The 16,560-nt window shown below is 65.4% G+C and carries 15 protein-coding genes and 1 pseudogene; 9 read left to right on the forward strand and 7 right to left on the reverse strand.

What is annotated here, in order from left to right; translation table 11 throughout:
* The first annotated feature begins 191 nt into the window (after window positions 1-191).
* The gene (locus ACIGXP_RS23060; RefSeq protein WP_399771007.1) at window positions 192-581 is read left to right on the forward strand and encodes a putative T7SS-secreted protein; all 390 of its coding nucleotides are present in this window, start codon (window positions 192-194) and stop codon (window positions 579-581) included.
* 3 nt (window positions 582-584) lie between these two features.
* Here the strand turns inward: ACIGXP_RS23060 and ACIGXP_RS23065 are convergent, their stop codons facing one another.
* Genes ACIGXP_RS23065 through ACIGXP_RS23075 form a run of 3 tightly spaced genes read right to left on the reverse strand, consistent with a single transcriptional unit; the run spans window position 585 to window position 3,992 of the window.
* Window positions 585-1,127, reverse strand: a complete 543-nt coding sequence (locus ACIGXP_RS23065) for a hypothetical protein (RefSeq protein WP_399771009.1) — start codon at window positions 1,125-1,127, stop codon at window positions 585-587.
* A 24-nt stretch (window positions 1,128-1,151) separates the two neighbouring features.
* The gene (locus ACIGXP_RS23070; RefSeq protein ID WP_399771011.1) at window positions 1,152-3,425 is read right to left on the reverse strand and encodes a hypothetical protein; all 2,274 of its coding nucleotides are present in this window, start codon (window positions 3,423-3,425) and stop codon (window positions 1,152-1,154) included.
* A gap of 57 nt (window positions 3,426-3,482) precedes the next feature.
* Entirely contained in the window at window positions 3,483-3,992 is a 510-nt protein-coding gene (locus ACIGXP_RS23075; protein ID WP_399771013.1) for a hypothetical protein, read from the reverse strand.
* Between the two features lie 606 nt (window positions 3,993-4,598).
* Between ACIGXP_RS23075 and ACIGXP_RS23080 the strand changes: the two genes are divergently transcribed.
* The 8 genes from ACIGXP_RS23080 (at window position 4,599) to ACIGXP_RS23115 (ending at window position 14,564) form a co-directional block, all read left to right on the forward strand.
* Window positions 4,599-5,039, forward strand: coding sequence for a hypothetical protein (locus ACIGXP_RS23080; RefSeq protein ID WP_399771016.1), 441 nt, complete (start codon window positions 4,599-4,601; stop codon window positions 5,037-5,039).
* A 2-nt stretch (window positions 5,040-5,041) separates the two neighbouring features.
* Window positions 5,042-6,853: a hypothetical protein gene (locus ACIGXP_RS23085; protein ID WP_399771019.1), complete on the forward strand. Its 1,812-nt coding sequence runs from the start codon at window positions 5,042-5,044 to the stop codon at window positions 6,851-6,853.
* A 90-nt stretch (window positions 6,854-6,943) separates the two neighbouring features.
* A complete protein-coding gene (locus ACIGXP_RS23090; RefSeq protein WP_399771022.1) occupies window positions 6,944-8,191 on the forward strand; it encodes a S8 family serine peptidase in 1,248 nt (415 codons plus the stop codon).
* A 141-nt stretch (window positions 8,192-8,332) separates the two neighbouring features.
* Window positions 8,333-8,683 (forward strand): WXG100 family type VII secretion target, encoded by a 351-nt coding sequence (locus ACIGXP_RS23095; RefSeq protein ID WP_363217939.1) that lies wholly within the window; start codon window positions 8,333-8,335, stop codon window positions 8,681-8,683.
* Window positions 8,684-8,761: 78 nt separating this feature from the next.
* Window positions 8,762-9,061 (forward strand): WXG100 family type VII secretion target, encoded by a 300-nt coding sequence (locus ACIGXP_RS23100; RefSeq protein WP_363217940.1) that lies wholly within the window; start codon window positions 8,762-8,764, stop codon window positions 9,059-9,061.
* A 154-nt stretch (window positions 9,062-9,215) separates the two neighbouring features.
* Window positions 9,216-10,202, forward strand: coding sequence for a serine/threonine protein kinase (locus tag ACIGXP_RS23105; RefSeq protein ID WP_399771026.1), 987 nt, complete (start codon window positions 9,216-9,218; stop codon window positions 10,200-10,202).
* Between the two features lie 11 nt (window positions 10,203-10,213).
* On the forward strand, window positions 10,214-12,427 hold the full coding sequence (locus ACIGXP_RS23110; protein ID WP_399771029.1) for a protein kinase: 2,214 nt from the start codon (window positions 10,214-10,216) through the stop codon (window positions 12,425-12,427).
* 40 nt (window positions 12,428-12,467) lie between these two features.
* Window positions 12,468-14,564 (forward strand): PQQ-binding-like beta-propeller repeat protein, encoded by a 2,097-nt coding sequence (locus tag ACIGXP_RS23115; protein WP_399771032.1) that lies wholly within the window; start codon window positions 12,468-12,470, stop codon window positions 14,562-14,564.
* 46 nt (window positions 14,565-14,610) lie between these two features.
* On the opposite strand, the gene ACIGXP_RS23120 is transcribed toward ACIGXP_RS23115, so the two are convergent.
* From ACIGXP_RS23120 to ACIGXP_RS23135, 4 genes and pseudogenes are all read right to left on the reverse strand, one after another.
* Complete coding sequence (locus ACIGXP_RS23120) at window positions 14,611-15,150, reverse strand: hypothetical protein (RefSeq protein ID WP_399771035.1); 540 nt, start codon at window positions 15,148-15,150, stop codon at window positions 14,611-14,613.
* Window positions 15,147-15,737, reverse strand: coding sequence for a hypothetical protein (locus tag ACIGXP_RS23125; protein WP_399771038.1), 591 nt, complete (start codon window positions 15,735-15,737; stop codon window positions 15,147-15,149). The genes ACIGXP_RS23120 and ACIGXP_RS23125 overlap by 4 nt, the downstream gene beginning before the upstream one ends.
* Window positions 15,659-16,150 (reverse strand): hypothetical protein, encoded by a 492-nt coding sequence (locus ACIGXP_RS23130; RefSeq protein ID WP_399771041.1) that lies wholly within the window; start codon window positions 16,148-16,150, stop codon window positions 15,659-15,661. Before ACIGXP_RS23130 ends, ACIGXP_RS23125 begins: the two co-directional genes overlap by 79 nt.
* 11 nt (window positions 16,151-16,161) lie before the next feature.
* Window positions 16,162-16,525 (reverse strand): annotated as a pseudogene (locus ACIGXP_RS23135) (hypothetical protein).
* Window positions 16,526-16,560 lie beyond the last annotated feature (35 nt).

Here is a 16,560-nt window from a genome sequence, read left to right on the forward strand (position 1 = left end):
GGCGGTCGGCGCACTGGTCACGTTCTGCGCCACCGGGCAGTTGTGGGCACAGTTTCTCGCGGATACCGCCGCAACCCTGGCCGGCGGGCTGAACAAGGCCAACAACGACTACGCGGAGACGGACGAGGCGATCCGTGACGCGGTGAATGCGGTCAAGTCGGATCTGAGTTAGGGACAGGGAATCCGCACTCATGGCAAGCGAGTTGGGGTCGACGAGCGACCCCAAAGACCTCATCCCCGGAGACCCCGAAAAGCTGACCGGTCTCGCCACCACCCTCACTGGCTGGTCCAAGAAGTTCGAGAAGATCGGCGACGGCCTGCGCGACCTGAAGATCCCGGGCTGGACCGGCCAGGCCAGCGACGTCTTCTGGCCCACCCTGGCCAAGGAGAAGACGAACTGGTACCTCGCGTCCGACGCGATGTCCGGGGCGGCCGATCAGACACCTCGTACTCAAAGTCTGGGTGTCGGACCGTGGTGGCGCTGTGAACCTGGGCTTCCTCTTGACCGCACAAGGCCTCGCGAGTCATGTCGGTCCGTTGGACGCCCCGCGTCACAGCGCCATTCGACACCTACGTCCTGAGTGCTACCGGCAAGCGCTGGATTGTTCGACCTGCTTGGTGTATGAGGTGATCAGTCTCTTCATGGCCTCTGCGTCCTTGTGTTTCGATCCGGTGGCCTGGAGAGCGGTGTAGAGGACCAGATCGTCGTGCTGACTGTTGTGGCATCCCTCTGTCTTGCCGAACGCTTGATTGCCCGAGTACACGAAATGCCCGTCGTCCGTCTGATGATCGACCTTCTCAAGGGTCAGGCCTCGAGCGAACTGGAGCACCGACATGTCGTTCCACCATTCCTGAGCGGCGTAGACGATCCGCTTCCCGTCCACTGAAACAGAGCATCGCGTAGCCGTGGACGAACTGGTCGTCGCCTTCGTCGAGACAGTCTTCCCGGAGGGGAGGAACTTGGTCATCTCTTCAGCGTCGATGGTGATGCCGCACAGAGACCGGGGCGTGGAGTATTCGCGTTTCTGCTCACCCTCGGAGCAGCCCGAAAGTGTGATGAGGAGGGTGGCGACTGAGATGGCCGCCCTCACGCGATGGCCGTGCAGCGGAAGGAAAGACGTATTCATGCCGATCTCGCAACTGGGTGGACGTCAGGAGGAGCTGGTGGTGCTGCCGGGCGCCTGGCCGTCCAAAATGGCACGAGCATTGATGTAACCCTGACGCGCGCCTTCTCGCGACCACGTTCCGATGTCGTCCGTGTTCGCCAGATGGTACTTCTCAGCAGCAGTCTGCGCACCCAGGGCCATATACTCGTTGTTCTTCGTCAGACCTGCCTGCCAGCGGCTTCCCATCTCGTCGGCGGCATTCTCCAATGCATGTCCTTCGGCGTCCTTGAAGATCCGTTCCAGCACCACGCTGGTGACGGTACCTGCCGCACCGCCGGCAGCTGCGCCCACCCAGGGAGTCGCGATGAATGATGTCCCGACACCGACGGCTGTTCCGACTCCGCCCGAGATCCAGTTCTTCCGCTGCGAGACGCTGTAGTCGTAGTCTTTGTCCGACTCGCCAGCCGGCTTCGCGATCTCCTCCTGCCGTCCGAGACCGAGGATGCCCGACACCTCACCGGACCGTTCGGAGATGTACTTGACGGTGGTCTCCTGGTCTTGGGAGAAACGCTGATCCGCGGGAAGGTCCGGATCGAGGTGATACGTCATGAGCTTGGACATGTAAGCCTGTTGTCCAACCTCGACGGCGGCGTACCCCGCTGGATTCTGACCGATGGCGAAAAGGAACTTGCTGACATCCCGGTGGTGCACCCCGGAATCGGTGCCCGCGACCGGGTACAGCTTCTCGATTCCGGCCCAGTCCTCCGAATCTCTGCTCACGTCCGTCGTTGCCCGGTTGATGTCCGGAAGATACTCGGAAGCGATCTGTCCCATACTGTCGGACATGTAATTGCGCTCCGTGAGCCGTTCCGGGTCGTCACCTACCGAGGAAACGATGGCGTTGAAGAGCTTGGCCTGCTCCTTATTGTGTGCCGGAGTGTCGAGGGTGGGAATTTCCCCCGCGGGATGTCCGGTCGTCGCGGCTTCCAGTGCCGATGCCAAGTTGTTCCGGCCGTCGTCACTTCCGTCACCGCTGAAGTCGTTCTTGATCGCCTGCGGCCAGTGACGCTCTTCGAAGAGGTACTTGAAGTTGGAGACCGAGTGCTTGTGGTCGCCGTCCTTCGGGATGAAGTCCTCATTGAAGAACTCGGTTGCCGCATCAGGGCTGTTGGAAAGGCCCTTCAGGTAACCGCTCAGCGGGTCCCAGCCCGTGTCGCCGCTCATCCGGTTGAGATACGGATCGAATCCCAGCTGCTGCCAAGCGGTGTGCTTGCCGTCACCAGTGAACTTCCGCTCCGTCTCCATCAAACGCTTGCCGTAGTCGACCATGAACGAGTCGTCATAGTCGCCCGCTCGCATGAGATTGCTCATGACTTGGAAGCCCAGGACATTGCCTCGGTGACCGACCTGCTTGTCGCCCATGTCGATGACGTCGCGCTTCCACTCCGTCATCTCAAGGGAGTCGCTCTTGCTCGCCGTGGCCAGCGTCAGGCTCAGATCCTTCTGCAAGTCACCGAGCTGGTTACGGCGTTCTCGAGTGAGATCAGGGCTCACTTGGGGATCAGCGACGCCTGCCCAGAACTCCAGCGTCTTCTTCGGTCCGAGGTCGGTGGCGAAGCGCTCTGCGAACAGCGGATCGTCGTGGTACTTCTTCAGCCCGGCGGTCAGGCGATCGAATTCCTTGACCGTGAGGTCTTCCGGGTCTTTCTTCGCGAGCTTGGCCAGCTCGTCTGCTTCGTGCACAGCTGCCTGAGCGGCGTCCCGGTCCTTGTAGCTGGCGTCGGAGAAACCCATGGCGGCCTGGTCGACGATGGCCTTCAGTACCGTCTCGGCCGAGGTGTCGCTCTCGGTGGCCTTCCTCAGGATCTCCTGCACCTCGTTCCGCAGCGTTGTGACGTCGTTCTCGTCGTGTTCGGGAACAGTGGTGCCCTTCGCAGCCCGGTCCGGGTGGATGTTCATGGTGACCGTGAAGGTCCCGTTGCCGGTGTCCGCCACGGTCAGGTTCTTCTTCAGACCGCGGTCGATGGCCGCGTTGAGGTCCTCTTGGTACTTCTTCAGCTCTCCGACCGTGTCGCTGAGGATGCTGTGGATCGTCTGAGCCTGGGTGTGCGCGTCGGCGAACTCACCGGCGGTCTTGCCGATGAACTCCTTGGTGACCTGAGCGTTGATGCCGGCCCAGTTGGCCTTGTTGGCGGCCTGATGCAGCCCTTGTTCGGCTTGTTTCCGCAGGTCTTCGAGATTGGTGACCAGTGTGGACCAGTCCGTGACGGCCTCGTTGATCGACGAGAAGTTGGCGAAGCGCAGGGTGTCGAGATCCATGAGTTGGCCCTTACATGGGAGTTGGAGAAGCAGACAGGTGATGCGCGTCCTGCGCCGTCATCCGCCGGGCCTTTCTCCCTTGTCCTGCTTGCTGTAGTTGTTCTTCGCGCCCGGTTCACCGACCCGCTCGTCAAAGCCGGCGTCCAGTACGTCGATGCTGCTCATCAGCCGCTGGATGTAGTGATCGTCGCCCGCATGGACCTTCTTGGTGGTCTGCATGTGGTTCGAGATCTGGGCGCAGGCGTCCATCAAGGACTTCAACTGCTCGTCCCAGCGTTCGGACACATGCTGCAGTCCCTTTGCCAGGTCGAAGCCCTGCTTCGAGAGGTTGCTCGCCGCGGAGTCGCTGCTGGCGATACTCACGCGAGCCTTGTCCCACAGCTGGTTGTACAGCTCGTGGGCGCTCTTGCCGATCTTGGCGAGGTCTTCATGGCCGACCTTGAGGTCGCCGGTCTGACTCGGCACCACGTACGGGCCGTAGGCGCCACCCCCGTCAGGCACGCTGTTCAGCTGCATGCTCGTCGGTTCGTGCTTGGCCTTGAGCTCTTCCCACTCGTCCCATGCCATGGGTGATCTCATCCCCAACTGTCCGGCCATCAGCCCGTACATGCCTCGCCTTCGGACACGTGATGCTACTTCGATGGCTTGGTGGCCATTCAAGTTAGCAACCCAGACAATGAAAAATTTAGGCAATGTCCCGCATGTAGCAATTGTCGATTGTGAAGGTTTCCGGGAGGCCTGTGCATCAGGTCGCACGGTCGTCAGGTGAGGGGGCGTCAGTGCGGTGATCGGGGCTGCGTTCGACTCGAGTGCGACCTCCTGGGACCATCGCAACTCGGCTGACCGTCCGCGTGGGTTGTCGGGCGGGGTCAGCCGCTCGCGCGTAGAGGTTCGATGAAGATTCGGAAGAGCGGGGCACGTCACCGACGTCAGGCATGTCCATGATGGGCTTGCTGGCAGGGCGTCTGGCGGACCGTCGTGTCCACCCGTTCCCTGCAAACCGGCAAGTCGGGCAAACTGTGGAACCTGTGCAGGCTCGTAACCGAGTTAAGACACATGCTTGGTTGGACCAGTTGGGCGGGTTGACTACAGTGGTAAACGCGTTGTGAGGCGCGGCTCGCTTTGCGATCGTACGGCGAGCGCGGGTGGTCGGTCCCGATCCTGTCGAGGCCGATGGTGTACGGGGAAACGGGGAGGAACATGAGCGGGGGCGGGTCGGCGGCGAACCTCGAGGTCAGTGGTGACGCCCTGACGCAGTTCGTCAACACCGTGGACAGTGTTCTCGCGGAACTTGAGAAGTCGCCGGGCAATCCGGCGCGCGTCGGGGACCAGACGATCCAGCGAACGTCACTCAGGAGCGGATCTGCGGCCTTTCATGAGGCCGACGCCCTGTACGGGACGTTCAACGAGGTCCACCAGGCGCTGACGAACCTTTCCAAGGCCCTGCATCTGCAGATCGAGGCGATCGGCATCGCCGTCCAGGGGGCGAGGGGTACCTTCAACGAGGTCGAGGAAGAGCAGCGTCGTAGGTTCTACGAAATCAAGACAGAACTCGAACACCTCAAGTCACAGGGTGGCAAGAACACCGGCGGCGGCGAGCAGGGAGAGATCTGAGGATGGCCGACAAGCACAAAGCGGACATGGATCGGGTCTCCGCGGAGAACGGCTTCACGGACCTTGCCCGAGGTCTCGGGGACCAGCCCAGTCCTGGCGGCCTCTTTTTTAATCCAGTCGAAATCCTTCGTTCCTTTGCCAAGGCCACCCCGTACGGCCAGGCCATGGTCAAGCGCACGGAATTCGATGACTATGACCTCAACGCGATGATCGACCTGGTCGAGCAGACGAACCCCGAGGACCTGGAGTCCTCCGGTCGGGCCCTCTGGGACGCGCGTGATGCCATCAAGAGGGCAGCTGAAACACTCAAGGGCAAGTTCGATTCGGTCCCCTGGGTCGGTCAGGCGGGCCACGACTTCCGCGTATGGGGCGAGGATCTCGTCAAGCACGCACACGGGCTTGCTGATTTCGCGGGCGGAGCCGGCGACTCGATCGCCACCGCCGCCGAGGGGCTGGCGTCTGTTCGCAACGCCATGCGGCTTCCGCGTGACACGAGAGCGGTTGCGACGCGGCCCAAAGACTTCACGGCGGCCAAAAAGGCGGCGGATAAAGAGGGATACGCCACTGCGGTCCAGGTGGAGAAGCACCGCCAAGAGGCGATCAACCAGATGAACCGGTTGGCGTCGTATTACGCGGTGTCGGACGCATCGCTGCAGCAATGGCACAAGGCCGCGCCTCGCTTCGACAGCCTTCCGAACGTTGGGGTGCCCAGGCCCTCCAAACTCGACGATCCAGCTTCGCAGGGCTCTGCGTCGAACGGCCACCAAGGCACAGGCTCGAGCGCGGTCGGGGGGCACCATGTGACGGTGGAGCCGGTGCGGCATGTGGGCGTGAGCGGCACAAGCCACACACCGCCACCCGCAAGCGACACGCCGGCACCCGTAAAGGACACCAAGGACCGAGTCAGGCAGCCGGATGCGCCGGTGGGTACGCACATCGACACCACCGGCACGCTGCCGCCTCCTACAACCACCACTCCCGGGCCCACCCACACTCCGCCGGTCACTGGTACGCCGCCCACAGGTGGCAGCCAGCCCAACGTGTTCGACGGCGGTGGATTCAGGCTTCCCATGCCCAATGCCACATCGGGTCGGGGCCTGAACGGCGCCGGCGGTTTCCGTACACCGCCGTCTGCACAGGGGCGCGCAGGTACGTCTGGTTTGTCAAACCCGGGCTCGGGTCGTGCCGTGGCACGAGGCCCCATGGACCAGATGGGCCGCGCGACGTCCACTGGCCAGTCCGCTGTCAAGGGCACCGGTTCCGGACCCAGGTCCTCCTCGCCGATGGGCCGAGGAGTCACGGGCGGCACACCCCGACCGACAGGCACGGCGGCACCACGTGCGAACGGCGGGCCGACCACGGGAGCCGCGCGGTCCAACGGAGTCGTCGGGGGACGGCCGTCCACCACGAACCCGTCGGGGAAGAATGGGTCGAGGATTCCTCGCGGCACAGTTGTCGGCGGCGAGGGAGAGGCCAACTCCCGTTCGACGACTGGCCGACCGGGACAGCGCGGTGTCTTCGGCGCGCCCGAGTCCTCGGCGCGGCCGGGTTCGGGTGTCACGGGTTCTCGTACCGGCGCCCGGCCGACCGAGGCTGTCACGGGCAGGCCGACCGCGCGTAACTCCGAGGCAGGAGCCGAACGCAATGGCATGACCCGTGGTGGCGTCGGCCTTACGCGCGGCGCCGGCCACAAGGGAAGGCTCGGCGACGAGCGGAAGACGGATGGAACTGCGCGCCCCGATTACCTGGTCGAGGACGAAGAGACCCACCTACCGAACAAGCCCCGGCGCGATGTACCGCCGGTCACCAACTGAACGCAAGCGAGGACAGTCAACGCCATGAAGTCAGGGACCAGCCGACGAGCCGAGCAGGCTGCGGCCCGCAGGGCGCGCTCTGGAAGACGAGTGCGCGCGGTGGGCGCGGCCGTTGGCGCCCTGACCGCTGTGACCGTCGGGCTGGCACCGGGTGCCGCTGCGTCCGACGAACAGTCGAAGCAGTGGTACTTGGGCCCCATGCAGGCCGAACAGATGTGGAAGGTGAGCACGGGCAAGGGCGTCAAGATCGCGGTCATCGACTCCGGGGTGAACGCGAACACGCCGTCGCTCAAGGGGCAGGTCCTGACCGATGAGGTCCCCAAGGCAGTGGCTTACCACGCGACGGACGACTACCTGGGCCACGGCACGACCATGGCCGAGCTGATCGCAGGTACCGGGGAGGGTGGCGGGCTGAAGGGGCTGGCGCCAGGCGCGAAGATCGTTCCGTACCGCATCAAGCTTGATGGCATCAAAGGGGCGAAGGAAGAGGCCAGGACTCCGGGCGCCGACGAGGCTCTGAGGGCCGCTGCCGATACTGACGCAAAGATCATCAGTATCTCATTCGGCGGGTTGGGTGGCGACAAGGACGAGGCTGCGGTCAAATACGCGCTCTCGAAGGGCAAGCTGCTGATCGCGGCAGTGGGTAACCAGGGGAAGAACGGCTATTCCGACTATCCTGCCTCGTATCCCTACGTCCTAGGCGTAGCGTCCGTGGGCAAGTCCCTCACCACGTCGAGCTTCTCCTCGAGCGGAGGCTATGCCGACCTGGCAGCTCCTGGTGAGGGATATCCCGGCTGGTGTGACGGCACCTTCCGCTCGTATTGCGACAACTACAAAGGTACGAGCCCCGCTACCGCCCTCACCTCAGCCGCCGCCGCCCTGATCTGGTCCGCGCACCCCAACTGGACTGTGTATCAGGTCGAGCGGGCCCTTCTCGACACCGCTGGACGCACCTGGCCGAAGGACAAGCCGAGCAAGTACCTCGGTTATGGAGTCATCCGTCCTCGCGTGGTTCTGGCGGACAAGAACTACGACCCCGGCCCCGCCGATGTCGATCCGCTCCAGAAACAGGACCGCAGCAAGGGATGGGAGAGCGTGGCCCCCGTGGCCCCTAAAGGCTCTTCTGCTCAGCCCGCATCTCCCTCGTCCCCTTCTGCATCAGCCTCGTCACAAGCCCAGGGCAAGGGTTCCACGGGCTCGACCTCGGCGGCAGGATCGAGCGCGGAGTCATCGAGTGGCAGCGGCAACACCACGTGGATCGCACTCGGCGCCGTTGGTGCGGTCGTCGTGGTCGGCGGTGGTGCCCTGGCCATCGCGCGGGCACGACGAGCCAGGTGAGTTCCTCGGCATCAACAGCCGTACAGTCCGGTGCCGTTCGGACAGGGCAGGCACTGCGTGTTCACCGCTGGACGCGACAAGCGACAGCGGTGAGCCGAAACCGTCAGATCAACAACGGACACACGAAAGGCAGGGCCGAACATGGCCGGCGGAACGCAGAAGCTTCACGATGATGCAGTAATCCGGCTGCAGAAGCAGATGCTCGAGAAGTACGAGAACATCCAGAAGCGCGTGCACACGCTTCAGGGCGTCATCGACAGCCTCGAGGGCCAGTGGCAGGGTATCGGCCGTGCCGCGTTCGACAAGAAGCAGGTCGAGATCAACACGTCCCTGCGCAACATCGGCAACATCCTCGGCGATGTCATCGAGGCCATGACCACGACGCGCAACATCAAGGACAGCAAGGAAGACGAGGTCCGCGCGGCCGTCAACAAGATCGACGTCCGGGACGGTGCTTCTTCGATCCCGCCGTCCGCTCTGAGCTCCTACTGAGCCGAGCAGTACTCAGAACGACTGCCGGGCAACCGGCGCACTCATCAGCTACACACCAGCGAGACGAGGTAAAGACGCATGGCCAACAACGCTGAGGGGCTGTCAGTCACTTACGACGGGCTCGACACCGCGGCGACCAGCATCGGCAACCAGGCGAGCCAGCTCGAGACGGACCTGCACGACCTGCGCGGACTGGTGGTGAACAGCCTGCAGTACTGGGAGGGCCAGGCCCAGGGCACCTTCCACGAGAAGCTGCAGCGCTGGGACAAGGAAGCGAACGACATCCACCAGGCGCTGCAGGGTATCGGTCACGTCGTCGCCCAGTCCGGCGGTACGTACATGGAAGGCGACAAGAAGGCGGCCTCCTACTTCCACTAGGACACGGCTCGCACAAGCAACTCCAGGGTGGGCGCGCGCGGGAGGCGCCCACCCTGTCGTCGGCCCACAGACCCATCGCCTGACGCCCAGTCCTTGGCCGCGGCTGGATCGCCGGGACCGGCGCGGACAACGCACGGACAAGGATGGGTATCAGGTGCAGGCGACGACCGCCGGAAGCGGCGCGGCGCAGCAGAGCGGCTCAGTCTCCCGACGGATCGGCCCGTACGTCCTTCTCACCCCGCTGGACGACCCCTACAGCGGAGTCCCGGTCCCGGAGCGCCGCTACATCGCGCGCAGCACCGATGGCGAGCGCACGGTCCTGCTCAGCGCTCCGCTCGCCGGCACCGATCCACAGCGCTTCATGATGGAAGCCGAGGGCTCGCGTTACCTTCTCGGCCAGGTCATGTCCCCCGCCGTCACCTGCGCCGCCCCTGAGGAGCCCGCCTGGCACGCCCGTCCCTATCTGCCGGCGCTTCCCCTTCCCACCGCACTTGCCGTGCATGGCGGCCCACTTCCTGAGCGGACCGTCCGGGCCCTTGGCGCGGCCCTCGCGGAGGCCTTGGCCATCGTGCACGGGCAGGGGCTGGCCTATGCCGGAGTGTCCCCGGCGGCCGTGCTGTTCGCTGCCGACGGGCCACGCCTCTCGTGCTTTGGCGCCGTACGAGCCGCAGCCCCGGACGGCACGGTCCGTTCCGGCATGCCGGGACTGGAGCCAGGCAGCCTGCCGCCCGAGCAGGCGTCCGGTGGGCACCCACGGCCCCCGGGCGATGTGTACGCGCTGGGCGCAACGCTCGCCTACGCTGCCACCGGTCATACGACGCCCGAACGCGACGATCTTCCTGCCCCGCTGCGTACGATCGTCAGCCGTTGTCTGTCGAGGGACGCCGCCGCGCGGCCTCAACTTGCCGAGCTGATCGATGCGTTCGCCCCTGCTGAGGCGACTTCTTCAGCGGCGCCGGGTCCCATCGGCCCCGCCATGGCGGCTATGCCGGCCGATGTCGGATTCGCGACCAGAGTCGCCGGGCTGCTCAGCCCCGGCTGGCTGCCGAGCCGCGTGATCGCCGCCATCGCCCACCAGTCGGCCGCCGTACTCGCCGCCGACATCCCGGGCGTCGGCGCGTCCATCCCACGCCAGGACTGACGATCCGCCGTATGCCTACTCCGCTCACTCATGACGACCCTCAAGCGTTCGGCCCGTACCGACCGATCGTCCGCCTTGGCAGCGGCGGCATGGGCACGGTCTACCTGGCGCGATCGGCCGGTGGACGGACCGTCGCGGTCAAGACGATGCACGCCGGCATTGCCTCGGACCCCGCTGCTCGAACCCGGTTTCGGCTCGAGGCCGATGCCGCCCGCGTGATCGGAGGGCAGCACGGTGCCCAGGTCGTGGAGGCGGACACGCAAGCCGCGACGCCCTGGCTCGCCACCGAGTACGTGCTCGGCCCGCCGCTCGACGAGGCAGTCGAACGGGAAGGACCCCTCCCCGAGGGGGCCGTGCGCGCGCTCGGGGCGGCTCTGTGCGGAGCACTTGGCCAACTGCACAGCACCGAGGTCGTCCACCGCGACCTCAAGCCCTCCAACATTCTGGTGACGGCCTACGGGCCCAAGGTCATCGACTTCGGTATCGCCCGAGCGATCGGTGACGACCGTCTGACCAGAGCCGGATCGGCAATGGGTACGCCGGCCTTCATGTCACCGGAGCAGGCGAGCGGAGAGGAACACACCGGGGCCGGCGACGTGTTCGCACTGGCCGGCGTGCTTGTCTACGCCGCCACCGGCCGTGCCCCGTTCGGCCAGGGGCAGGCTGCCGATCTTCTCTACCGGGTCCGGTACGGCGACCCGGACCTGAGCGGCGTACCCGCCACCCTGGTCCCGATCCTCGCCCAGTGCCTGGACAAGAACCCGTTCCGCCGTCCGACCACCTCTGAGCTCGCCACCCAACTGCACGACGGCTCAGGGGAGTTCGCCGATCACCTGCCGGACTCACTGCTCGCGGAGATCGCCCGCCGGGCCACCGAGGTCTGGCAGATCGCGCCTCGACGACTCCCCGCACCGCCGGAACACCTTGCAGAAACGCTGACCACACCGACGGCGCCGATGTCCCGACGCAGGCTGCTGCTGGCGGGAAGCGGACTGGCAGTCGGCGCGGTGGCCGTCGGGGCGGGAGCCTGGGCATGGAACCGGCGATCGGAGTCGGGGCAGAGGCATCCTGTCGTGATTCCAAGCAACAGCCAGCTGCCGGAGAAGGAGCTCGACTCGCTCTGGCAGTACCAAGTCGCCGATCCGCCGTACGGCACCGAACCGCCCGCGCAGCCACTCGCCGTCGACAACCTTGTGACGCTGGTGGCTGGTACCGGTCTGGCCGGAATCGACGCCCGCTCCGGTGACATCAAGTGGACGTCGAAAGAGATGGAGATCCACTGGCAGGTCGCCACTGACGGCGAGCGGCTCGTGCGCATGGTGGCCCCGAGAGGATCCGAGGGAAACGCGGGGAAGCCTGGTGGGTTTCCGCTCGTCCTTGCCTCCGTAGACCTTCTGTCGGGCGTGGCGAGTGAGCCCTTTGCCCAACTCACGGATTTCAACGGCGTCATCGACGAGAACCAGGTGCTGTGTACGGCCGATGGCGTCGTGTACGCGGCGGCGGGCAAGGGCAAGTACGACATCGCGTACTTCCTGGCATCCCAGTCCTGGTCCGTCTTCGCCGTCGACATCAGCACGGGGAAGAAGCTGTGGGCCGCGCCGCTGCCCTCACGGCCGGACAAGACCGACCGCTTGCACTTCCTCACGGCCCGAGTCGTCGGTCACCACCTGGTGGCCTTGCAGGAGACGAACGCCGGCAAGGTGCGCATCGTCGTACGGGACACCCGGACAGGTGCGGTGCGCTGGGACAAGCCTTTCGACGGCGCCGCACCGGACCGCGTGTACGCACCGCTGGCGACGGACGCCCGGAATCTGTACCTCGGTACCGGTCGGCTGCGGGCGCTGCGGCTGAGCGACGGCGCTCGGGTATGGGACTCCAGGTCTGAGCGCCCCGGGCATACCTACGGTCCTCCGGCTGTCAAGGACGGCGTGGTCTACGCCGTCGAAAAGGGTCTCGGTCTCGTCGCCTTCGACTCCGGCAGCGGCCGGGTGCTGTGGAAGGAAAGGGGCGGTGGAGGAGCGAGAGCGGACGTGTCCGCCGCGCCGGTGATCGGCACCGACTTCGCCTACAGCAAACGTTCTTCGGCACTCTGGGCGGTCGATCTCGCGTCGCGCACACCCGTGAACTCTTACAAGACCACCGGGGACCGCTTCATCACTCACGAGAAGGCCAGGGTGACGGTCGCACTGGGCGGCAAGTTCCTCGCCGCCTTCCCGCTCAAGTGAGTGGCCGTCCCCCGATGAGCAGAAGAGAAAGCAGTCAGCGATGAACTCCTTGGGCGTCGGTGACCCGGTCCGCCTCGGCCCCTACCGCCTGCTCGGCGTCCTCGGCGAGGGCGGCATGGGCAGGGTCTACGTCGGCCAGGACGGCGCCGGGGCCGTCGCGGCGATCAAGGTCCTGCGCCCGGAACTGGCTCACGACCCGAACATCGCCCAGCGCTTTGTGCGTGAGGCGCTGGCGGCACAGGCCGTGCACAGCCCGGGCGTGGCGGCGGTCCTGGGCGCGCACACCGAGGGCGGTCGCCCTTGGATTGCCACCGAATTCCTTGCCGGCCCGACCCTGGACCAGGCGGTCGACAAGCTCGGGCCTCTCGACGAGACGAGTGTGCGCGGTTTGGCGGCGACGATCGCGCAGACCCTCGCGGACATCCACGCCGCGGGATTCATTCACCGTGACCTCAAACCCCAGAACGTCGTGCTGACGTCGACCGGTCCACGGGTCATCGACTTCGGCATCGCCCGCCCGGAGCACGGGCTGACGCTCACCACGACCGGTCAGATCCCCGTCACTCCGGGGTACGGTGCGCCTGAGCAGGTGCTCGGGCGGCGAGTGACGCCTGCCGCGGACGTGTTCTCCTTGGGCGCTGTGCTTGTTTATGCGGCCACCGGTCGACGCGCGTTCGAGGGCGGGCACATGGCAGCCGTCCAGTACGAGGTCGTGCATGGCGAGCCACGCTGGGACGGACTGTCTCCCCAACTGCACGCACTTGTCGCCCCTTGTCTGGCCAAGGACGGCGCGTCACGGCCGAGCCCAGGCCAGATCGTTACGGCGTTCGCCCCGCTGAGGAACAGCGGTCGCGTGTGGCGGCGCGGGCCGGTCGCGGAGGAGATCAAGGCGCGTGAAGACGAGGTACGGCGGCTCACTGCCCCACTCCTGCTGAGCACCGTCAGGACCGTGACGAGGCGGCGTCTCCTCACCGGGCTCGCGGCCGGCGGCACGGTGCTCGCCGCTGGGGGCGGTACGACGGGCTGGTGGCTGCTCCGGGAGGAGCGGAGGGACGAGAAGGACGCCCTGTTCGACATTCCCCCTGCAGTGACGACTCCCGAAGCCCGCCTGCTCTCGGCGGACGACGGTGACTACATCGTCGACGGGTCTCCCAAAGCGCTGTGGAGCCGCCACGACATCATCGACCAGGAATCTCCCGCTCCACTGCCCGTACGGGATGTCGTCGTGATCGGTGACTACAACAATGGTGTCCGGGGGATCGGCGCCTACAACGTCGTCAATGGCAAACGGCGCTGGCTGGCAGCAGATGTGCAGCCGAGCCAGTATCTCTCGCTGTCCGACCGCCTGATCGTGACCGTCGACGCCGAGGGCACGCTGCACACGTTCGTTCCGTCCACGGGCGAGCGTAAATGGACCGTGGAGGCCGAAGCCAAGTCACTCGTGGGCGTGGACGACGAAGCGGTCTACGTTGTCACGAAGGACGGCCGGCTGCGCAGCGTCGGGCGCTCGGATGCCAGGATCCGCTGGACGGCCCAGGCCCCGGCGCGGTACCGCGGCAAGCTTTCCGCCAAGGGAGCCGTCGGGAGTGGACGTCTGGTCCTTCCGACGACCGACGGCCACGTACTGGCGGTGATGACCGGCGACGGCCGCTTCGCGTGGGAGCTGCGACACCAGGCGGAGAAGGTCTCGATCACTCCTGTCGTACAGGACGGCGTCGTCTACCTCAACGGCAAGACACTGACCGCCCTGAAAATCACCGACGCGACGGAGATCTGGTCTCACACGACCCAGGACATGTACAACCATCCCGCGCAGTGGGGGCCGGTGAGTGTCCATGGAGATTCCGTCTATGCGACTGGCGGGCGGTTCCCCGAACGGCGCAGGGTGACCGACGGCGGCAACACCTGGACCTCCTACAAGGCCGGCAGCGGCGACTGCGCCGTGCTCGTCCAGGGCACCGGAGTGTGGATGATCGACCACTCGTACCGCACGACGGTCAATACCGTGAACATGGACTCGGGGCAGTCGGGCTGGTCATACGAGTTGCCCGAAGCGCGGCACCACTCCATCGCAGTCGACGGCAACAGGGCGTTCATCACGAACGACAGCTCGCTCTACGCGCTGCCGGTGTTCTGAAGGCCTCCAGGAAGGTTCATCGGCGGTTCGGTGTGGAAGGGCCGACTCAGGACTTCTTCTTGCACGGATTCTGCGCCTTGAGCGAGTTCGTGTATCCCTGGGTCAGCTTCTTCATCGCTGGTTCGTCTGCGCGTGCCGGCTTCAGAGTCTTGATGACGGTGCTGACGTCCTCCACCTCGACTTCGCTGCCGCGACACTTGATCAGCGACGCTGCGGCGTGATCGGCATATGCGATCGAGCCAGTGTCTGAGGACTTCGGATCCTGAATGGACAGTCGGCTGCGCAAGATGTTCCGCGCCGAGTCTCCGGCATCGATGCGCTCTCCGCTGACCTCCAGCACCGTGGCTCCGTCGACCTTGACCGTGCACAGCGCGGAGCCTTCGTCCAGACTTCCGGTCCGTTCGGCGGCGAGCTGCTTGCCCGAGGCAGGCAACAGCTGAGAGAGAGCGTCGGTCGGGACAGAGATCCCGCACAGGGCTTTGGGGACGGTGAAGTCCTGCCGGGGTGCGTCGGAGGAGCAGCCGGCTGCGGTCAGCGCGGCAACAAGGAGTGATACGCCACGGAGGGCATGCGGTGCGTATCTCAATGCTTGCTACTCTCCGATTTCCACTGGCCGCCGTCCGAATGGCTGTGACCGGCAGATGTGCGCGCGGCCCTCCTGAGATCGTCGGCGGTGTCGGGATCGATGGTCTTGTTGTTCACCAGTGCGTGGTCGACGGCGGACCGGGCAGAATCCAGAGCCGCCTGCCGACCGTTGGTGTACTCCTCACCGGCCTGCGTCTCGGCTTCGCTCGACGTGTCGTGCTCGATGCTCTCCATGATGGATTCCTGGATGTCCTCCGAGGCCCATTCAAGAGGGGCGCCGGCGATGGGAACCCGTTCCCCCACCTTTTCGATGCCCATGCCCAGGACGCGATTCACCCATTTTTGCTCCTCGGCAGCAGCCTCGTTGAACTCTGCGTCGGAAGCGGTGTGGTATTCGTAGATCGCATGAGCCCGGGTGTCGCTCATGATCCCTGCGATCGCAGAACCGGGGGCGACAGCGGCACCTACTCGCCCGTCCAGCGACGCCGTCGAATGGCTGGATCCGTTGATCACATGATCCACGACATTGGTCGTGTAAGTCTGCTGTGCGGTGGTGATGGCGGAATAGGCGTCCGGGTCCTGTCCCACTTCACCCAGGAAGCGAGCAGCGTCGTTCGGGTCGAGGTCGGCTGCGGCACCGGGACTTTTCCGGCACCGATGTCCTCGACCCGGACACCGAGATGCGGGGCGTCCACCTGAACGGCGGTCCTCAACTGCTTCTGCAGCGAGGCAAGTTCGTTGTGCCCGTCCTCGAGGACTTGGTAGTTGCTGTTGCCCTCGCTGTGGAGATCCGAGACCTCCTTGGCGGTCTTTGCAACGAACTCACGCGTCACCGTCGCGTTCACGCCGGCCCACCGTGCCGAGTCCGACTTGGCCTGCATCCCCGTACGTGCGCTCTCCGCCGCCTTCTTCAAGCCGTCGACGGCCTTCTTCCAGTCCGACACGGCAGTGGCGAGTCTGCTGAGGTCGACGTCAACGAGGTCTGTGAGTGTGAGGGCCATCGGAGGTACTCCTACTTGAAGTACTCGTTGAGTTGGGAGACGGCCACGGCTGAGCCGTCACGGCCCCGGAGTACGGCACCGATCTCGGCGTCGTCCTGCGCGTGCCGCTTACGGGTGTAGTCCAGGTGGTCGGAGATATGCGCACATGCCTGTAGTACGGACCTCACCTGTGAGGTCCAGATCTCGACGGTGGTTTCCAGGGCGTTGCCCGTCTGGAATCCGTGCGACTTCAGAGTTGCTGCGGCCTGCATCGTCGAGCCGGTCGAGCCCTTGCCCGCTCCGGCCGCGGCGATGTCCGCCTGACTCTTCAACTTCGCCGTAAAGGATGTTGGCCTCGTGCCCAACGGCTCCCAGGTCGTCCTGGTGGACGACCAAGTCCCCAGTCCCTCCGCCACCCCCACTGTCTGCCG

The organism is Streptomyces sp. NPDC053069, assembly GCF_044546895.1.
Taxonomy (GTDB): domain Bacteria; phylum Actinomycetota; class Actinomycetes; order Streptomycetales; family Streptomycetaceae; genus Streptomyces.